Origin of the sequence: Mycobacterium sp. 012931 (assembly GCF_000419295.1) — a bacterium.
GTDB lineage: Bacteria > Actinomycetota > Actinomycetes > Mycobacteriales > Mycobacteriaceae > Mycobacterium > Mycobacterium marinum.
On the sequence record NZ_AOPX01000001.1, the window covers coordinates 1,773,552 to 1,789,919 of the forward strand.

Annotated in this window: 13 protein-coding genes and 2 pseudogenes; 9 read left to right on the forward strand and 6 right to left on the reverse strand. The window is 68.8% G+C overall.

All coding sequences use genetic code 11. The features are described from left to right. Positions 1-43: 43 nt before the first annotated feature. From MMSP_RS08060 to MMSP_RS08090, 7 genes and pseudogenes are all read left to right on the forward strand, one after another. The gene (locus tag MMSP_RS08060) at positions 44-1,594 is read left to right on the forward strand and encodes an arylsulfatase (protein ID WP_020786216.1); all 1,551 of its coding nucleotides are present in this window, start codon (positions 44-46) and stop codon (positions 1,592-1,594) included. Next, the gene (locus MMSP_RS08065) at positions 1,595-2,491 is read left to right on the forward strand and encodes an HAD family phosphatase (RefSeq protein ID WP_020786217.1); all 897 of its coding nucleotides are present in this window, start codon (positions 1,595-1,597) and stop codon (positions 2,489-2,491) included. Then, a complete protein-coding gene (locus MMSP_RS08070; protein ID WP_015356929.1) occupies positions 2,484-3,365 on the forward strand; it encodes a formylglycine-generating enzyme family protein in 882 nt (293 codons plus the stop codon). Before MMSP_RS08065 ends, MMSP_RS08070 begins: the two co-directional genes overlap by 8 nt. A gap of 560 nt (positions 3,366-3,925) precedes the next feature. Further along, positions 3,926-5,094: pseudogene (locus MMSP_RS08075) on the forward strand (PE family protein); the annotation flags it as partial. Positions 5,095-5,260: 166 nt separating this feature from the next. Beyond that, on the forward strand, positions 5,261-5,734 hold the full coding sequence (locus MMSP_RS08080) for an SRPBCC family protein (protein WP_020786218.1): 474 nt from the start codon (positions 5,261-5,263) through the stop codon (positions 5,732-5,734). 32 nt (positions 5,735-5,766) lie between these two features. After that, positions 5,767-6,639: a class II glutamine amidotransferase gene (locus tag MMSP_RS08085; RefSeq protein WP_020786219.1), complete on the forward strand. Its 873-nt coding sequence runs from the start codon at positions 5,767-5,769 to the stop codon at positions 6,637-6,639. A gap of 23 nt (positions 6,640-6,662) precedes the next feature. After that, positions 6,663-7,532, forward strand: coding sequence for a patatin-like phospholipase family protein (locus MMSP_RS08090; protein ID WP_020786220.1), 870 nt, complete (start codon positions 6,663-6,665; stop codon positions 7,530-7,532). Here the strand turns inward: MMSP_RS08090 and MMSP_RS08095 are convergent, their stop codons facing one another. Continuing rightward, entirely contained in the window at positions 7,533-8,588 is a 1,056-nt protein-coding gene (locus MMSP_RS08095) for a patatin-like phospholipase family protein (RefSeq protein ID WP_036426322.1), read from the reverse strand. It abuts the gene before it with no gap. 102 nt (positions 8,589-8,690) lie between these two features. Continuing rightward, positions 8,691-9,158 carry a lipoprotein LpqV gene (locus MMSP_RS08100; RefSeq protein WP_174524130.1) on the reverse strand — a complete coding sequence of 156 codons (468 nt, stop codon included), beginning with the start codon at positions 9,156-9,158 and terminating at the stop codon, positions 8,691-8,693. Between the two features lie 124 nt (positions 9,159-9,282). Between MMSP_RS08100 and MMSP_RS08105 the strand changes: the two genes are divergently transcribed. Beyond that, positions 9,283-9,858 (forward strand): cysteine dioxygenase family protein, encoded by a 576-nt coding sequence (locus MMSP_RS08105; protein ID WP_011738590.1) that lies wholly within the window; start codon positions 9,283-9,285, stop codon positions 9,856-9,858. After that, positions 9,858-10,241, forward strand: a complete 384-nt coding sequence (locus tag MMSP_RS08110) for a rhodanese-like domain-containing protein (protein ID WP_020726355.1) — start codon at positions 9,858-9,860, stop codon at positions 10,239-10,241. The genes MMSP_RS08105 and MMSP_RS08110 overlap by 1 nt, the downstream gene beginning before the upstream one ends. 32 nt (positions 10,242-10,273) lie before the next feature. Here MMSP_RS08110 and MMSP_RS27425 read toward each other — a convergent pair. The 4 genes and pseudogenes from MMSP_RS27425 to MMSP_RS08125 all read right to left on the reverse strand — a co-directional run bounded on the left by MMSP_RS27425 (position 10,274) and on the right by MMSP_RS08125 (position 16,357). Beyond that, a pseudogene (locus MMSP_RS27425) lies at positions 10,274-11,854 on the reverse strand (PE family protein). Positions 11,855-12,073: 219 nt separating this feature from the next. Continuing rightward, complete coding sequence (locus tag MMSP_RS29530; protein WP_304412603.1) at positions 12,074-12,616, reverse strand: PE-PGRS family protein; 543 nt, start codon at positions 12,614-12,616, stop codon at positions 12,074-12,076. Further along, a complete protein-coding gene (locus tag MMSP_RS08120) occupies positions 12,585-14,360 on the reverse strand; it encodes a PE family protein (RefSeq protein WP_304412604.1) in 1,776 nt (591 codons plus the stop codon). Before MMSP_RS08120 ends, MMSP_RS29530 begins: the two co-directional genes overlap by 32 nt. 251 nt (positions 14,361-14,611) lie before the next feature. After that, positions 14,612-16,357 carry an alpha/beta-hydrolase family protein gene (locus MMSP_RS08125; protein WP_020786224.1) on the reverse strand — a complete coding sequence of 582 codons (1,746 nt, stop codon included), beginning with the start codon at positions 16,355-16,357 and terminating at the stop codon, positions 14,612-14,614. Between the last annotated feature and the right edge of the window lie 11 nt (positions 16,358-16,368).

Genomic DNA, 16,368 nt, shown 5'->3' on the forward strand with positions numbered 1-16,368 from the left:
CGAGGGGTGCCATTGCGCCACGGATTTACGTAGGCTGCGATTCATGTCCAACGGAAAACCCAACATCCTTGTCATTTGGGGCGACGACATCGGCATCACCAATCTCAGCTGCTACAGCGACGGTTTGATGGGATATCGCACGCCGCACATCGATCGGATCGCCAACGAAGGCATGCGGTTCACCGACGCCTACGGGGAGCAGAGCTGCACCGCAGGCCGTGCGGCGTTTATCAGTGGGCAGAGCGTGTACCGCACCGGCATGAGCAAGGTCGGAATGCCGGGCTCCGACATCGGCTGGTCGGGCCAGGACCCGACCATCGCCGACCTGCTCAAACCACTTGGCTATGCCACCGGGCAGTTCGGCAAGAATCACCTCGGCGACCGCAACAAGCACCTGCCGACCGTGCACGGGTTCGACGAATTCTTCGGAAACCTCTACCACCTCAATGCCGAGGAAGAGCCAGAGCTGCCGGACTATCCCAAAAGCGATCGATTTCCGGTGCTAGCCGAGTTGAACCGGCCGCGCGGCGTTCTCCGGTGCTGGGCCACCGAGGAGGTTTCCGACGAGCCCGACGACCCGAAATACGGGCCGGTGGGCAAGCAACGCATCGTGGACACCGGCCCGCTGACCAAACAGCGCATGGAGACCATCGATGACGAAACCACCGAGGCCTGTGTGGATTTCATCAAACGGCAGGCCGCGGCGGACACGCCGTTCTTTGTGTGGATGAACATGACCCACATGCACCTGCGCACTCACACCAAGCCGGAAAGCGTGGGCCAGGCCGGGGTGTGGCAGTCGCCCTACCACGACATCATGATCGACCACGACCGAAACGTCGGTCAGCTCCTTGATGCGCTGGACGGACTGGGCATCGCGCAGGACACCATCGTCATCTACAGCACCGACAACGGCCCACACGCCAACACCTGGCCCGACGGCGCAACAACCCCCTTCCGCAGTGAGAAGAACACCAACTGGGAAGGCGCATTCCGCATTCCGGAGATGATTCGCTGGCCGGGCAAGATCTCCGCGGGCGTGGTCTCCAACGAGATCATCCAGCAACACGACTGGTTGCCCACCTTCTTGGCGGCCGCCGGCGAGTCCGACATCATCGAAAAGTTGAAGAAGGGCCACAAGATCAGCGTCAGGGGAGACGACAAGGAGTTCAAGGTCCACCTCGATGCCTTCAACCTGCTGCCGTATCTGACCGGTGAGGTCGAAGAGAGTCCGCGCCAGGGGTTCATCTACTTCTCCGAAGACTGCGATGTGCTGGGTATCCGTTTCCACAACTGGAAGATCGTCTTCCAAGAACAGCGCTGCCAGGGGACGCTGCAGGTCTGGGCCGAACCATTCGTTCCGCTGCGGGTGCCCAAGATCTTCAATCTTCGCACCGATCCTTTTGAGCGGGCTGACATTACATCCAACACCTACTACGACTGGTTCCTCGACCACGATTTCATCGCCTTCTACGGCACCGCGATATGCACGCAGTTCCTCGAGACATTCAAGGAGTTTCCGCCGCGGCATCCACCGGCCAGCTTCACGATCGATCAGGCCGTGGAGAAGCTGCAGGCGATCGTAAAGGACTAGATGCTCGAGCATTGGAACGACGGCCCCACCAAGGCGGCGATCGTCGATTTTGTCGATCAGACCGTCGCTGAGGTGGAGCCCGAGGCACGTATCGCGGTGTTCGACAACGACGGGACACTGTGGTGTGAGAAGCCGATGTATATCCAGCTGGACTTCCTGGTCCGCCGGTTCGCCGAGCAGGTTGCGGCTGACCCGTCGTTGCGGGAGCGCCAGCCCTACAAGGCGGTGTACGAGGATGACCTGCGCTGGATCGGTGACGCCGTCACCAAGCATTACCAAGGTGATGACACCGACCTGAAACCTCTTGTTGGGGCAATACTTTCCGCGCATGAGGCGATTACTGTCGAGGAACACGCCAGCCGGGTGCGGGCATTCTTCGCCGAGGCGACACACCCGACTCTGGGCCGTCCCTATCGGGAATGCAGGTACCTGCCGATGGTGGAGTTACTGCAGTACCTGGCCGGCAACGGATTCACCAACTACATCGTCTCCGGAGGTTGCCGGGACTTCATGCGCCCGATCACCGGTGCGCTCTACGACATTCCGCCGGAGCGGGTGGTGGGCAGCTCGGTGGGGCTGATCTATCGCGACGGCAGCCTGTTCACCACCGCGCAGCCGGAATTCCTCGACGACGGTCCGATGAAACCGGTGCGGTTATGGAGCCGAATCGGGCGCCGTCCGATTTTCGCTGCCGGCAACTCCAACGGGGATATCGAAATGCTCGAATTTGCCGACACACCTGGCGGATCCGCGCTGCGGCTGCTGGTTCGCCACGATGACGCGGAGCGCGAATTCGATTACACCGCAGGGGCCGAACGGGCACTCGACCAGGCCGCCGCGTCGGGCTGGGTGGTGTCCAGCATCAAAAATGACTGGGCGACCGTCTTCGGTGACTGACGATCTGATCCGGATCGCCGCCCAGACCGCTGTGCTGGGGTCCGAGGCGCACTACCCCGAGGAGAGCCCGCTGCGACAGGTCGACGTCAACGCCTTCCGGATCCAAGTGCACCAGGTGACCAATACTCAATTCGCCGAATTCGTCGACGCTACAGGTTATCTCACCGTCGCCGAGCGACCGCTGGACCCGGCGGACTATCCGGGCGCGCCGCCGGAGAACCTGCAACCGGGCTCCATGGTGTTCACCCGCACCGCTGGCCCCGTCGACCTGCGCCACCTCAGCTTGTGGTGGACGTGGACTCCCGGCGCCTCTTGGCGCCATCCCGCGGGCCCGCATTCGTCGATCGCCAAACGGGCCGATCATCCGGTGGTGCACGTCGCCTACGAGGACGCGCACGCCTACGCCGGATGGGCGGGGCTGGCGCTGCCCAGCGAGGCCGAATGGGAAGTCGCCGCCCGCGGCGGGCTGACCGGTGCGGCCTATACCTGGGGTGAAGAATCGGAGCGGCCGGGGCAGCGGTTGGCGAACTTCTGGCATGGCGACTTCCCGTGGCGACCCGAACCCGGCTACGGGCGCACCAGCCCGGTGGGCAGTTTCGAGCCCAACGGCTATGGCCTATTCGATATGGCCGGCAACGTCTGGGAATGGACCGTGGACTGGTACACCGACACCCCCTCGGCCCGGCCCGCCGCCGAGGCCGATAGCTATGACCCCCAACAACCCCAGTTCCGGGTGCCGCGCAAGGTCGTCAAGGGCGGCTCGTTCCTGTGTGCCGACAGCTATTGCCGTCGCTACCGGCCGGCCGCTCGCCGCCCACAGCCGATCGATACGGGCATGAGCCATATTGGATTTCGCTGCGTAGGACGCGACTGAGCGACACCGTCTTTTGGGAATGGCGACCAGTCGCGGGTTAGAAATGGCAAGAATCCGGCTCTGAAAGTGGAAATGATGCCTGCAAAGTGGCGGCAGAAGGAATGGCCGCCCCGGTTGGCGTAGGCTGGAATTCGGGCCCAAAGATGACAATGCGACTTTGCCGCTTTGTGGGCCGGGGCGAGGTGCTGCCGCCGAGGTGCAACGATGCTGCTGCTCGGGTGAATCCCGTTGTCGCGCTACAAATATGACAACGCTACGGTGGCGGCTTAGCGGGCTGGTTTCGCAACGTGATGGTGATGGGGTGTGCCTTGCGCTGCAGCGACCTACCGGGGTGAACAATTCACCGAAAACTGAATTCCTAATTAATCCGAAAATGAATTCCGGGAGGCTTGACACTGCCTTTGAATTCCGGTGTAGTTGGCGGGAAAAGACGCGATTTTAAAACGTCGCGTTCAGGCGTTTTGTGATTGCAATTGCCGTCGTTGCAGGGCATCGTCCGTACGGCACCTGCCGCACCACAGGACCCATGTCGCAGGCATGGGCCGTTTGGAGGTTCACCGATGTCGTACGTATTCGCCGCGCACGAGCTGATGGCGGTGGCCGCCGGGGAGTTGAACGACATCGGGGCGCTGGTCGGGTCGGCCAACACGGCGGCGGCGGCTTCGACAACCGATCTGATGGCGGCAGCGGGAGATGAGGTGTCGCTGGCCATCGCGCGGGTTTTCGGTGCTTACGGCCGCGACTACCAGGCGTTCGGCGTGCAGGCGGCGGAATTTCACGAGCGGTTTGTCCAGGCATTGCGTGCGGGAGCGGGCGCCTACGGCGCCGCCGAGGCCGCCGGTGCGTCATCGTTGCAGTCCTTGGAAACAGATCTGCTGGGTCTGATCAACGCGCCCACCATGGCGTTGTTCGGGCGGGCACTGATCGGCAACGGCGCCAACGGTGCGGCGGGGACCGGGGCGGCCGGCGGGGACGGGGGGATCCTGATCGGCAACGGCGGCAATGGTGGGTCGGGTGCGGTCGGCGGTACGGGCGGGGCCGGGGGTTCGGCGGGGCTGTTCGGTAGCGGTGGTGCCGGTGCAGCCGGTGGTGCGGGGGCGGCCGGTGGCGTGGGCGGCAACGGCGGGGCCGGCGGTAGCGGCGGGTGGTTGTTCGGTGCGGGCGGGGTGGGCGGCGCCGGTGGTGTCGGTGGTGCCGGTGGGGGCACTGGGGGGATCGGCGGCAACGGTGGCAGCTCAACGGGCTGGTGGTTTGGGCCCGGGGCCGGTGGTGCGGGCGGCGAGGGTGGCACCGGCGTGGGCTTCGGTACGGACGGTGGCGCTGGCGGAGCCGGCGGTGTCGGCGGGGCCAACAACTCCTTGTTCGGTGGGGTCGGTGGAAGGGGTGGCGCCGGCGGGGGCGGCGGCACCGGTGACACCGGCGCCGCCGGTGAGATGGGTTTCACCGGCGGTGCGGCGGCCAGGGCGGTGCCGGTGGTGACGGTGGGCACGGCGGTGAAGGCGGCTTCTTCGGCACCGGCGGCGGCAACGGCGGCAACGGCAGCACCGGGGGAACTGGCGGTGTCGGTGGCACCGGTGGTGACGGCGGCAACGGTGGGGAAGGCGCCGGGGACGGCGGATCCAACGGGGGTGGTGGCGGCGGCGGCCAGGGCGGTGGCGGCGGCGCCCCCAGCGCCTCCGGCGGCAGCCCAGGTGAGCACGGGGCCGAAGGCAAGGCCGGCGGCTCCGGCGCCAGCAGCGCGCTGTAGCCGGGCAGGGACAGCGGCGCCGCGGGATCGGCGGTGCAGCGCCGCCCTGCGTAGAGCCGGAAGTTCATCGATCACGTCACGGCCGACCCGACGCAGCGAAGGGGGGCAGGGGCAAGCCGGCCAATCGGGCCGGTGACCCCGACTACCAATGGCAACACCTATCGTCGTCGAGCAATCGCTGGTCATCCCGGTCCCCGGCGACCAAGCGTTCCGCGGCACGCTGCCGGCGCCGCTGCCGGAAGTCTTCAACCACTGGTATGGGCCCATCCCACCGATCAAAGAGGTCCGCGACCAAACCGGTGATTGGGACGCCGCGGGCCAGACTCGCAAACTTTTCATGGTCGGCGGCGGCAGTGTGCACGAGGAGTTGACCAGCCTCGACTCGCCCCGATCATTCGGCTACCGGCTCTCCGACATCAAAGGCCCGATGGCGTTGCTGGTCGGCCAGGTGGTGGGTGCATGGATCTTCACTCCGGCGGACGGCGGTACCGAGATCACCTGGCGCTGGACCATTCATCCGAAGTCTGCGGTGGCCGCGCCGGCGCTACCGGTGTTCGGGATGTTGTGGAAGGGCTACGCCCGTCGGGCGCTACGTAACCTGTCCGCGCTGCTGACGCGCTGAGCACGCGTCTAGCTCCAGCTACCGTCGACGTCATGTGCCGACTCTTTGGCCTGCACGCGGGACGGGACTGCGTCACCGCCACGTTTTGGTTGCTCAACGCCCCGGATAGCCTTGCCGCCCAAAGCAAGCGAAACCCCGACGGGACGGGTCTGGGCGTGTTCGACGACCGGGGCCGGCCCGAACTGCACAAGCAGCCGATAGCGGCGTGGCAGGACGCCGACTTTGCCGCCGAGGCGCACGAGATGACGGGCACGACCTTCATCGCTCACGTGCGCTACGCCACCGCCGGATCGCACTCGGTGGTCAACACCCACCCGTTTCTGCAGGACGGCCGGATCTTCGCGCACAACGGGACGCTGGGGGATCTCGAATTGCTCGACACCCGGTTGCGGGAGGTGGGCACCGCCGGTCTGGCGCAGGGGCAGACCGACTCCGAGCGGGTTTTCGCGCTGATCACGGCCGCGATCCGCACCCATGACGGCGGCGTGTCCGCCGGTCTGCTCGACGCGATGGGGTGGCTGGCCGCCAACGTGCCGATCTATGCGGTCAATGTCTTGCTCAGCACCGCCACCGGGATGTGGGCGCTGCGTTACCCGGAGTCGCACAACCTCTACATCCTGGACCGGCGTAATGGTGCGCCGGCCTCCAGGCGCGAGTTCCACTTGCGCACCAAGCGGATTCGCGCGCGTTCCGAGCACCTGCGCACCCGGCCGTCGGTGGTGTTCGCCAGCCAGCCGATGGACGACGACCCGCGCTGGCGCCTGCTGGACCCGGGGGAGTTGGTACACGTCGACGTCGACCTGCGGATCACCCGAAGCCTGGCGCTGCCCGACCCACCCCGGCATCGGCTGCGGCTCGCCGACTTGGGTCCGGAGGTCCAAGAGGCGCTGCACCCGCCGGCCTGACTGGGCTGGCAGACTGACTGGGCGTGGCACCCAAACGCGCACTGGTATTGGCTGGCGGAGGACTGGCGGGAATCGCCTGGGAGACAGGTGTTCTGCTCGGCATCGCCGACGAGTCGCCGGCGGCGGCACGGTTGCTGTTGGATTCGGACGTGCTGGTGGGTACCTCGGCCGGTTCGGCGGTGGCCGCGCAGATCAGCAGCGGCACCAGCCTCGATGCGCTGTTCGACCGGCAGATCGCCGAGCAGTCGGCCGAGCTTGATCCGGGCGTCGACATCGACGTCATCACTGAACTTTTCCTGGACGCCCTGCGCGAGCCGCGAATCCCCGGCGTCGACAAGATACGGCTGCGACTGCAGCGAATCGGGGCGGTGGCGCTGGCCACCGAAACCGTGTCCGAGTCCGTTCGCCGCGAGGTGATCGCTGCGCGCCTGCCCTGCCACGATTGGCCGGACCGCGCGCTGCGGGTCACCGCGATCGATGTGTCCACCGGCGAGCTGGTGGCATTCGATCGTGACTCCGGGGTCGAACTCGTCGATGCGGTGGCGGCCAGTTGCGCGGTCCCGGGGGCGTGGCCGCCGGTGACCATTGCGGGCCGGCGCTACATGGATGGCGGGGTGGCCAGTCTGGTCAACCTCGGTGTGGCCGACGATTGCGGTGTGGCGGTGGTGTTGGTGCCCACGGGGGCCGACGCGCCGTCGCCGTTCGGCGGCGGGTCCGCCGCGGAGGTGGCGGAATTCGCCGGGACGTCGCTGGGCGTCTTTGCTGACGACGACTCGCTGGCCGCCTTCGGGGCCAATCCGCTGGATCCGTGTTGCCGCAAGGCTTCGGCGCTGGCCGGGCGGGCGCAGGGCCGGCGCGAGGCGTCCGCCGTCGCGGCGTTTCTGGGGCTGTGATCAGCCCTCGATGGCCGGCGTCGCGGGTTGGTCCGCGGACTCGAGTGCGTCCAGGGCGCGGTTAGCCAGCGCCCGGCCCACCGCGATCACCTCGCTTGCCCGATGAAATTCCAGGCTGCGGCAGGTCGAGCGCGGCACCTCGATCAACAGATCGGCGGGGTAGGCCGCCAGCGTATGGCGCGCCAGTGCGGACTGGGCGATGTCGATGGTCCGGTTCATCACCTCAAAACTGCCCATTTTGGGCAGTCCGGGTGTGTAGCCGCCGTCATCGCGCTCCGGCACGGGGGCCTCGATCTGGGCGTCTTCCGGCCAGGAGTCCTGGTCCGGGGACCCGGCGCCGAAGCGGTTCAGCACCGCCCGCGTCGGCCGGTCCAGCAGCGACCGGGCGGCCGTGGCGTCGAATATCGAGGAGGTGGTGCGCACCATGCGGTTCAACCACTCGGTGGTGACACCGGGCTCGCTTTCTCGGCTGGGGCCGCTTTCGCTGCCGTTGAGGCTCACCGCGATGGTCAGGTCGGCGTTGACTCCGGCGATCGGTGCCATGGGCAGCGGATCCAGGATGCCGCCGTCGGCGAGCAAACGGCCGTCGACCTCATGGGGGGCGATGATTCCCGGGATGGCGATGGAAGCGCGAATGGCTTCGTCGAGCGGGCCGCGCTGAAACCAGACCGATTTGCCCGCCAGAATGTCGGTCGCCACCGCCGTGTAGGGGACCGGCAGTTGTTCGATGGTGACCGGTCCGAGGATGTCGCGTACGGCGTCCAGAATCTTCTCGGCTCGCAGCAGCCCCGCCGCGGTGATCGACGGATCGAGCAGCCGCAGAATGGTGCGCTGATTCAGGGACTTGGCCCAGTCGCTGAACTCCCCGAGGCGCCCGGCCGCCTGCAGTCCGCCGACCACGGCGCCCATCGACGAACCGGCGATCTCATAGCCCCGCTCGCGCAACGCCTCGATCACCCCGATGTGCGCATAGCCGCGCGCGCCGCCGCTGCCGAGCGCCAAGGCCACCCGGGTCGACGATGATCCGTGCGTGCGCACGGCGATTGGCCCGGTCATCCCTTCATTCTGCGCGGCCTACCCGAGGGGATCGAATCGGACGGGAGTTTCGTGCATCGCTGATCGCAATTGCGCAGCGCTTCGAATCGGCGGTAGCGGCCGCTATCCGCATTCGTTGTTGGCGGCCGCCGCCGCCGCGACGATCACCGCCGCCTGGCGCGGCAGGCTCAGATCCGCCCACCGCATATTCCAGGTGCCGGCAACGCCGGATTCGGATGCCTGAACCATGGCCAGGTAGGGCTCGATCCGCGGCTGCTCGGTGGCTGGTTGGGCGTCCATCCACACCTTCGCGGCATGGCAGGCCTGGAAATATTCCTCTTCGGTCGACTCTGCGGGGACGTCGACGCGAGTCGTCACGCCGGTCGGTGAGACGCCGACGGCGCCGGGCGCCAGCGAACTAACCGGCGGTGCGGTGGTCTTGGCGGACGGCCCGGATGACGTGGTGGCCGTGCCGTTGCTGGCATCGGTGGAGCAGCCCGCGAGGGTCGAGACGCCCGCCGCGACGATGAGTGGTGCGCACACCTCCCAGCACTGGTGGCGCGGTCGGGAAAAGAGACGGTGTGGGCGCATGGTGCCAATTTATGCAACACTGTGCGGCGTGATGAAGTGCCTCGGATGTTTGGAGTGTTGTCGGCCCTGACGTGCCGCCGCTTGCCCGATCCACTTCACACTCTGGAGAACTCCTTCCGTGGCCATGCCTCTTCGCCAGTCCTCTGTCACGTCTTCTCGCCCCCAGACCGTCACGTCCCCGGCACCGGGACCCACGCGGCTTCGGGTGCCCGACCTGTTGCACGCGACCGACCAGGTCGCCGATGACGTGCTCAGCGGTCGCTGCGATCACCTGTTGCCGGAGGGGGGCGTGCCCGACGACGGGCGCTGGTTCACCCGCGTCCATGGCGACGACGAACTCGACGTTTGGCTGATCAGCTGGGTGCCCGGTCACGCGACGGAATTGCACGACCATGGCGGCTCGCTCGGGGCGCTGACCGTGCTGTCCGGATCGCTCAATGAATTTCGGTGGGACGGCACGCGGTTACGCCGCCGCCGCCTTGACGCCGGGGATCAGGCCGGATTCCCGCTGGGCTGGGTGCACGACGTGGTCTGGGCGCCGCGCCCGGCCGCCGAGCCGATCGCGGCGCCGCTGCCGCCCACCCTGAGCGTGCACGCGTATTCGCCGCCGCTGACGGCCATGTCTTACTACGAAGTCACCGACCGCAATACGTTGCGCCGCAAGCGCACCGAATTGACCGACCACCCCGAGAAGCCCTGATGAGCCGAATCGACCGGATACTCGACGACGCCCGCAACCGCTATCCGCGGCTGCCCGCCGACCAGGTGCCGGACGCGCTGCGCCGCGGTGCGGTGCTGGTCGACATCCGGCCGCAGGCCCAGCGCGCCCGGGAGGGCGAGGTGCCCGCGGCGTTGGTGATCGAACGCAACGTCTTGGAATGGCGCTGCGATCCCACCAGCGACGCGCGGTTGCCGCAGGCGGTCGATGACGATGTCGAGTGGGTGATCCTGTGTTCGGAGGGGTACACCTCGAGCCTCGCGGCGGCGGCACTGCTGGACCTCGGGTTGCACCGGTCAACTGACGTGGTGGGTGGCTATCACGCGCTGGTGGCCGCCGGGGTGCTGACCGCGCTGAGCGGCTAGGAGCCTGCGGGGTCTAATGCGGTCGTGGTCGGTTACGACGCCCCGCTGAGCCCGTCGACACCGATCAGCCCGCCGGTTCCGCCGGTTCCGGGGGTGCCCTTGGCGGTGCCGGTTCCGCCGTTGCCGCCGTTGCCGCCGGTGCCGATCAGCACGGCGTTGCCGCCAACTCCGCCGGATCCGCCGGCGCTGCCTCCGAGCGGGTCGGTTTGGCCGCCGGCGCTGCCTGCCCCGCCGGCGCCCAGCAGCCGACCGCCGGCCTCGCCGGTGCCGCCAGTGCCCGCCGGTGCCGCCGGTGCCCATCAGCCCGGCGGCCCCGCCATCGCCGCCGTCGAGGCCGGTGCCACCGGATCCGCCGGCGCCGCCGTCGCCGAGTAGCCATCCGCCGGGTGTTCCGTCGGTTCCGCTACCAGCGTCCCCGGGGGTGCCGTTGCCGATCAGCGGGCGTCCGGTCGCGGCCTGGATGGGTGCGTTGATCGCATTGAGGGCCTGTTGTTGCAGGGTGTGGATTGGTGAGGTGCTGGTCGGGGCGTTGAAGCCGTCCAGCCCCAGCAGCAGCCCGCTGGTCCCGCCGATACCGTTGCCGCCCGGAGTCGGGCCGGCCCCGCCGATACCGCCGTTGCCGCCGTTGCCGATCAACACCCCGCTACCGGCGGCACCACCTGCCCCGCCGGTGCCGCCGCCATTGCCGCTGGTGCCGCCGGCGCCGCTGGCGCCGCCGTTTCCGAGCAGCAAGCCGCCGGTGCCGCCAGCTCCACCCACACCGCCGCTACCGGCGGAAATGCCGAGCGAGGGCATCGCAGGCGCCCCAGCCCCGCCGGCCCCGCCGACACCCCCATTGGAGAACAGCCACCCACCGTTGCCGCCGTTCCCGCCAGCCCCACCGTTACCGGATATCAAGGCGGTGCCGGCACCGCCGGCGCCGCCGGCACCGCCGTTGGAGAACAGCAACCCCGCGCTGCCGCCATCGCCGCCGATCCCACCTACGCCCTGACCGCTGGTGCCGCCGGTGCCGCCGACGCCGCCATCACCGAACAGCAGGCCCGCGTTGCCGCCGGCGCCGCCGTGGCCGCACCCCCGTTGGCGGATGTCGAGCTGCCGCCGGCGCCGCCGGCACCCCCGGAACCCAACAGGCCCGCGGCCCCGCCGGCGCCGCCGTTTAGCCCGGGTGCGCCGGATCCGCCGGCGCCGCCGTCACCGAGTAGCCAGCCGCCCGGGGCTCCATCGGCCCCCGTCCCGGGGGTCCCGTTGGCGCCGTTGCCGATCAGCGGGCGCCCGGTCAACGACTGAACCGGTGCGTTGATCGCGGCCAGCAGACCCGCCAGCGGTGAGGCGCTGGCGGCCTCGGCCTGGGTGTAGGCGCTCGCGCCGGCGCTCAGCGCCTGCACGAACTGGGCATGAAACGTCTCGGCTTGTGCGCTGAGAGTTTGATAGCTCTGGCCGTGGGCGGAAAACACCGCCGCGATGGCCGCGGAGACCTCATCTCCAGCGGCGGCCAGCACCCCTGTCGTCTGAGCGGCCGCGGCCGTGGTGGCGGTGCTCAGTGTCGAGCCCACCCCGGCCAGCTCCGATGCCGCACCGGCCACCAGGTCCGGCACTGCGATCACATACGACATGGGAGACCTCCCAACCGCGTCGACCGACTACCCGACCGGCGCTCGCCAACACCTGTGCTGGGCAAAGTCGACCACAATGGCAATGAGGAACGCGGTGTTTCCACCGAATTGGTCAGCACGAATCGTGACGGTCGTGGGGGATTACATCGGCCCGTTGGTGTATGGAGCCGCCCGAGCTCGGCGCCGCATCCAGGTTGCGGCGCGTACCGCCGCGCGGCCTCAGGACAAGCCGTTGAGCCCGTCCACGCCGAGCAGCCCGCCGGCCCCGCCGGATCCCGGGTCGCCCTTGGCGGTGCCCGGTCCGCCGTTGCCGCCGTTGCCGCCCGCCCCGATCAGTACCGCGTCGCCGCCAACCCCGCCTGATCCTCCAGTGCCACCTGCGGCCAGCTCGGCCTCACCGCCCGCGCCGCCGGCGCCGCCGTCGCCCAATAACTGGCCGCTGGTACCACCGGCCCCACCGGCGCCCGCGTCGCCGTTGACGCTGATTCCACCGGCTCCGCCGGCCCCGCCGCTGCCCAGCCAGCCGGCATCGCCACCAGACCCACCGGTCCCGCCGCCGCCGGCCAGGCCGAACCCGCCGAACCCGCCGCCACCGGCGTCGGAGAACAACAGACCGGCGTTGCCGCCCCCGCCACCGTCTCCACCATTGCCGTGGTCGCTGCCGCCGTCACCACCGACACCGCCACTGCCGAACAGCGTCCCGGCGTTGCCGCCGGCCCCGCCGGCGCCGCTATTTCCGGGTGCACCCAATACCCCCGTCACCACCGGCAATACCGCTGATGGAGTCGGTTCCGCCGGACCCGCCGGACCCGCCGGACCCGCCGGACCCGCCGGTCCCGCCGGTGCCCCACAGCCCGGCGGCCCCGCCGGTGCCGCCGTCGAGGCCGGAACCCGCCGTGCTGGATCCGCCGGCGCCGCCGTCGCCGAGTAGCCATCCGCCGGCGGTTCCGTCGGCTCCGCTGCCGGCTGCTCCGGGGGTGCCGTTGCCGATGAGCGGGCGTCCGGTCGCGGCCTCGACGGGTGCGTTGATGGCGTTGAGTGCTTGTTGTTGCAGGGTGTGCAGGGTGTGCAGGGTGTGCAGGGTGTGCAGGGGTGAGGTGCTTGCTGGGGCGTTGAAGCCGTCCAGACCCAGCACCAGCCCACTGGTCCCACCAATGCCGTCGGCGCCCGGAGTCAAGCCGGCCCCGCCGATACCGCCGTTGCCGCCGTTACCGATCAGCACCCCGTTGCCGGCCGCACCACCTGCCCCGCCGATACCGCCGCCGGTACCGCCGGCGCCGCCAGCGCCGCCGTTTCCGAAGAACACGCCACCCCCACCGCCGGCGCCACCGCCGCCTCCGCTACCAGCGGGTATGCCGAACGGAGGGCCTACCGCATCCGCCCCGGCCCCGCCGGCCCCGCCGACCCCGCCGTTGGAGAGCAGCCACCTGCCGTTACCACCGGCGCCGCCGGCACCCCCGTCGGCAAGTTCGCTGGCGCCGCCGGCGCCGCCGGCCCCGCCGTTGGAGAACAGCATGCCCGCGCTGCCGCCGTCCCCGCCGATCCCACCCGTGTTCCCGCCTCCGGTAGCACCGGCCCCGCCGGCGCCGCCGGTACCGGCCAGCAGGCCCGCGTTGCCGCCGGCCCCGCCAGCACCGCCGCCGTACCCGCCGGTACCGCCGTGGCCGCCGCCAGCACCAACCAAACCGGACAACAGCCCGCCAGCCCCGCCCTGACCCCCGGCGCCACCGGCGCTACCGCCGAACCCGCCGGCCCCGCCCAGCCCGCCAGCACCGAACAACCCGCCGAACCCGCCGGCCCCGCCCAGCCCGCCAGCACCGAACAACCCGCCGGACCCGCCGGCCCCTTCGGCGCCACCCTTGCCGATGAGGTCCGGGCCGAGAGGGATCGCGCTGGCGCCACCCGCACCGCCCGCGCCGCCATTGCCCAACAGCCAACCGCCGGCCCCGCCGGTTCCGCCGACTCCACCGTTGACCGTCGATGAACTCCCGCCGGCCCCGCCGGCGCCTCCGGTACCAATCAACCCGGCCGCCCCGCCGGCACCGCCGTTTAGCCCGGGCGCACCCGAGCCCCCGGCCCCGCCGTTACCGATCAGCCAGCCGCCCGCGCCACCGTTGGCTCCGGTACCGGGGGCGCCGTTGGCGCCGTTGCCGATCAGCGGCCGTCCGGTCAGGGTTTGCACGGGCGCATTGACGGCGCCGAGCAGACCCTGAAATGGCGCGGCGTTGGCGGCCTCGGCGCTGGCGTAGGTCCCCGCGCCGTTGGCCATCAGCTGCGCAAACTGGGCATGAAACGCCTCGCCTTGCGCGCCGAGTGTCTGATAGCTCTGACCGTGGAAGGAAAACAGCGCGGCGATCGCCGCCGACACCTCATCTCCGCCCGCGGCCGGCACCGTCGTCGTCGCCCTCGCCGCGACCGCATTGGCCTCACCAAGTACCGACCCGATCCCCGTCAAATCCGACGCCGCCGCAGCGACCGCCTCGGGAGTCACATTCACAAACGACACAGCCCACCCACCTAATCAACCCATTGCGGAGAAGTCCCAGACGAACTGGGCCACGTTAATCTGCAGGTCAGGGCCGTATGTGCGGAATGGGTGGCATCGTGAAAAGTTGAGTGGGGACCCTCTAACCCCGGGCGTGCGGTTGTCTCACCACGGGTGGCGCGACCAGCGGCGACGACACCCTGCGGCCACTGGTCGCGTCTCACCGCGAGACGATGCTGGGACGGCCCGATCGGCGTCCTACGCCGCAGCCGCTAGTCGGCGCGCAGCAGCGGTCGTAGCCGCTCGGTTTTCTCGGGGGTCCAGCCCGGCGGCGACAAGACCGCGGCCCAGCCGTTGGCGACGTTGCTGACGTAGCGGTGTCCATGCCCGTCGGGAACGTCCACGGCCACCGCCATGTCCGCAGACACTTGCAGGAAGGTCACCAACGGGATCCACCGCGTTTGGGGCAGTACGTCATAGCCGCGTTTCTCGCGTAGCCAGTCCGGCTCGCTGAAGAGCAGGTCCGGCGTCCACCACGCGATGGGGTCGGAGGCGTGCTGCAGATACACCACCCGCGGTTTGCCCCACGGCGCGTCCGGGCGCTGCAGATCACTGGCGCGGGCGATGAACCGCACGTTGTAGCCGTCGTCGTAGATGGGCAACCACTCCGGGGAACCGGGATCGCGGTTGGCGGTCAGCTCGGTCCAGACGGTGTTGTTGAACGTCGGTCCGCTGAACAACGCCCCGTCGGTGCGGGCGAGGATGTTGTTGAGGTTCATGAACGGTGCTTCGCCGCCGAAGGAACCCAAACTCTCACCGAATACGACGAGCTTGGGGCGCTGAAACTCCGGCATCTGCCGGATCAGCTTGTCCACGGCCTCGAACAGGGCCTGGCCGGCCTGTCGGGCGTTCTCCTTGTCCACCAGGAACGACAGCCAGCTCGGCAGATAGGAATACTGCATGCTCACGATCGCGGTATTGCCGTTGTACATGTACTCGAGCGCGGAGGCTTCCGCCTCGTTGATCCAGCCGGTTCCGGTGGTCGTCGCGACCGCGACCACCGCGCGCTGCAGACCACCGGTGCGCTGCAACTCCCGCGCCGCCAGCTCCGCGGTCGCGATGATCCCGTTCGCCGAGTTCAACCCGGCATAGGCCCGGATCGGCTCGGTGGCGGGGGAACCGTTGAACGCGGTGAGATCGGCCCGGCTTGGCCCACCCTCGACGAAGACCCGGCCCTGATGCCCCAGGGATTCCCACGAAACCAATGACTGCGGTCCTCCGGATCGCAGTGCGGTATTCGGCGGTGCGCTATTGGGATCCAACTCGTCGTTGACCGAGGCGAAGGTGCTGTTCATGGAATGCATCGCGAACTTGAGCACCACACCGTTGAGCACCGTGATCGTCAGAGTTACCAGCAGCACCACCACGATGGTCGCCGACAGGCGAAATGGTGCGATCCGGTCGAGCTGGCGAACCAGAAAACTGAACAGCCGGCGGATGAACTGACCGACTTCGACGAACGCGAACAGCACGATCAGCGATACCACCGCGGTCAACGGGTAGTCGTACCACTTCAGGTGTACAACGCCCATCAGGTCGCGCACATCGTCCTGCCAGAAGTGGAACCAGATCGCCATGAGCACGATGCCAACCCCGCCGACCGCGATGAGCGGCGGCCACACCCAGCGGGGCGGCGGTGGGCTGTCGTCTTGCGAGCGCATGTATCGGACCAGCCAGACGGCGAAAACACCCAGGCCGTATCCGATTGCCCCGGAGATGCCGCTGACCAGACCCTGAAACAGTGGGCCGCGGGGCAGCAGCGATGGCGTCATGGAAAACCACAGAAAAATCAAGCCGACCGCGCTGCCGGTAAAGGTGTAGTGGCGAACCCACCAGGCGTTGCGAGTCGTCTTCGGCGCGGCGGTTTCCCCGCTGCCGGAAGTCTCAACCGACTCGTCGGCCGCCGGTGCCGCTTCGTCGCTGGCGTCGGTACTGGTTGCGGAATCCATGTCGCTCATCGGTGCGTCAC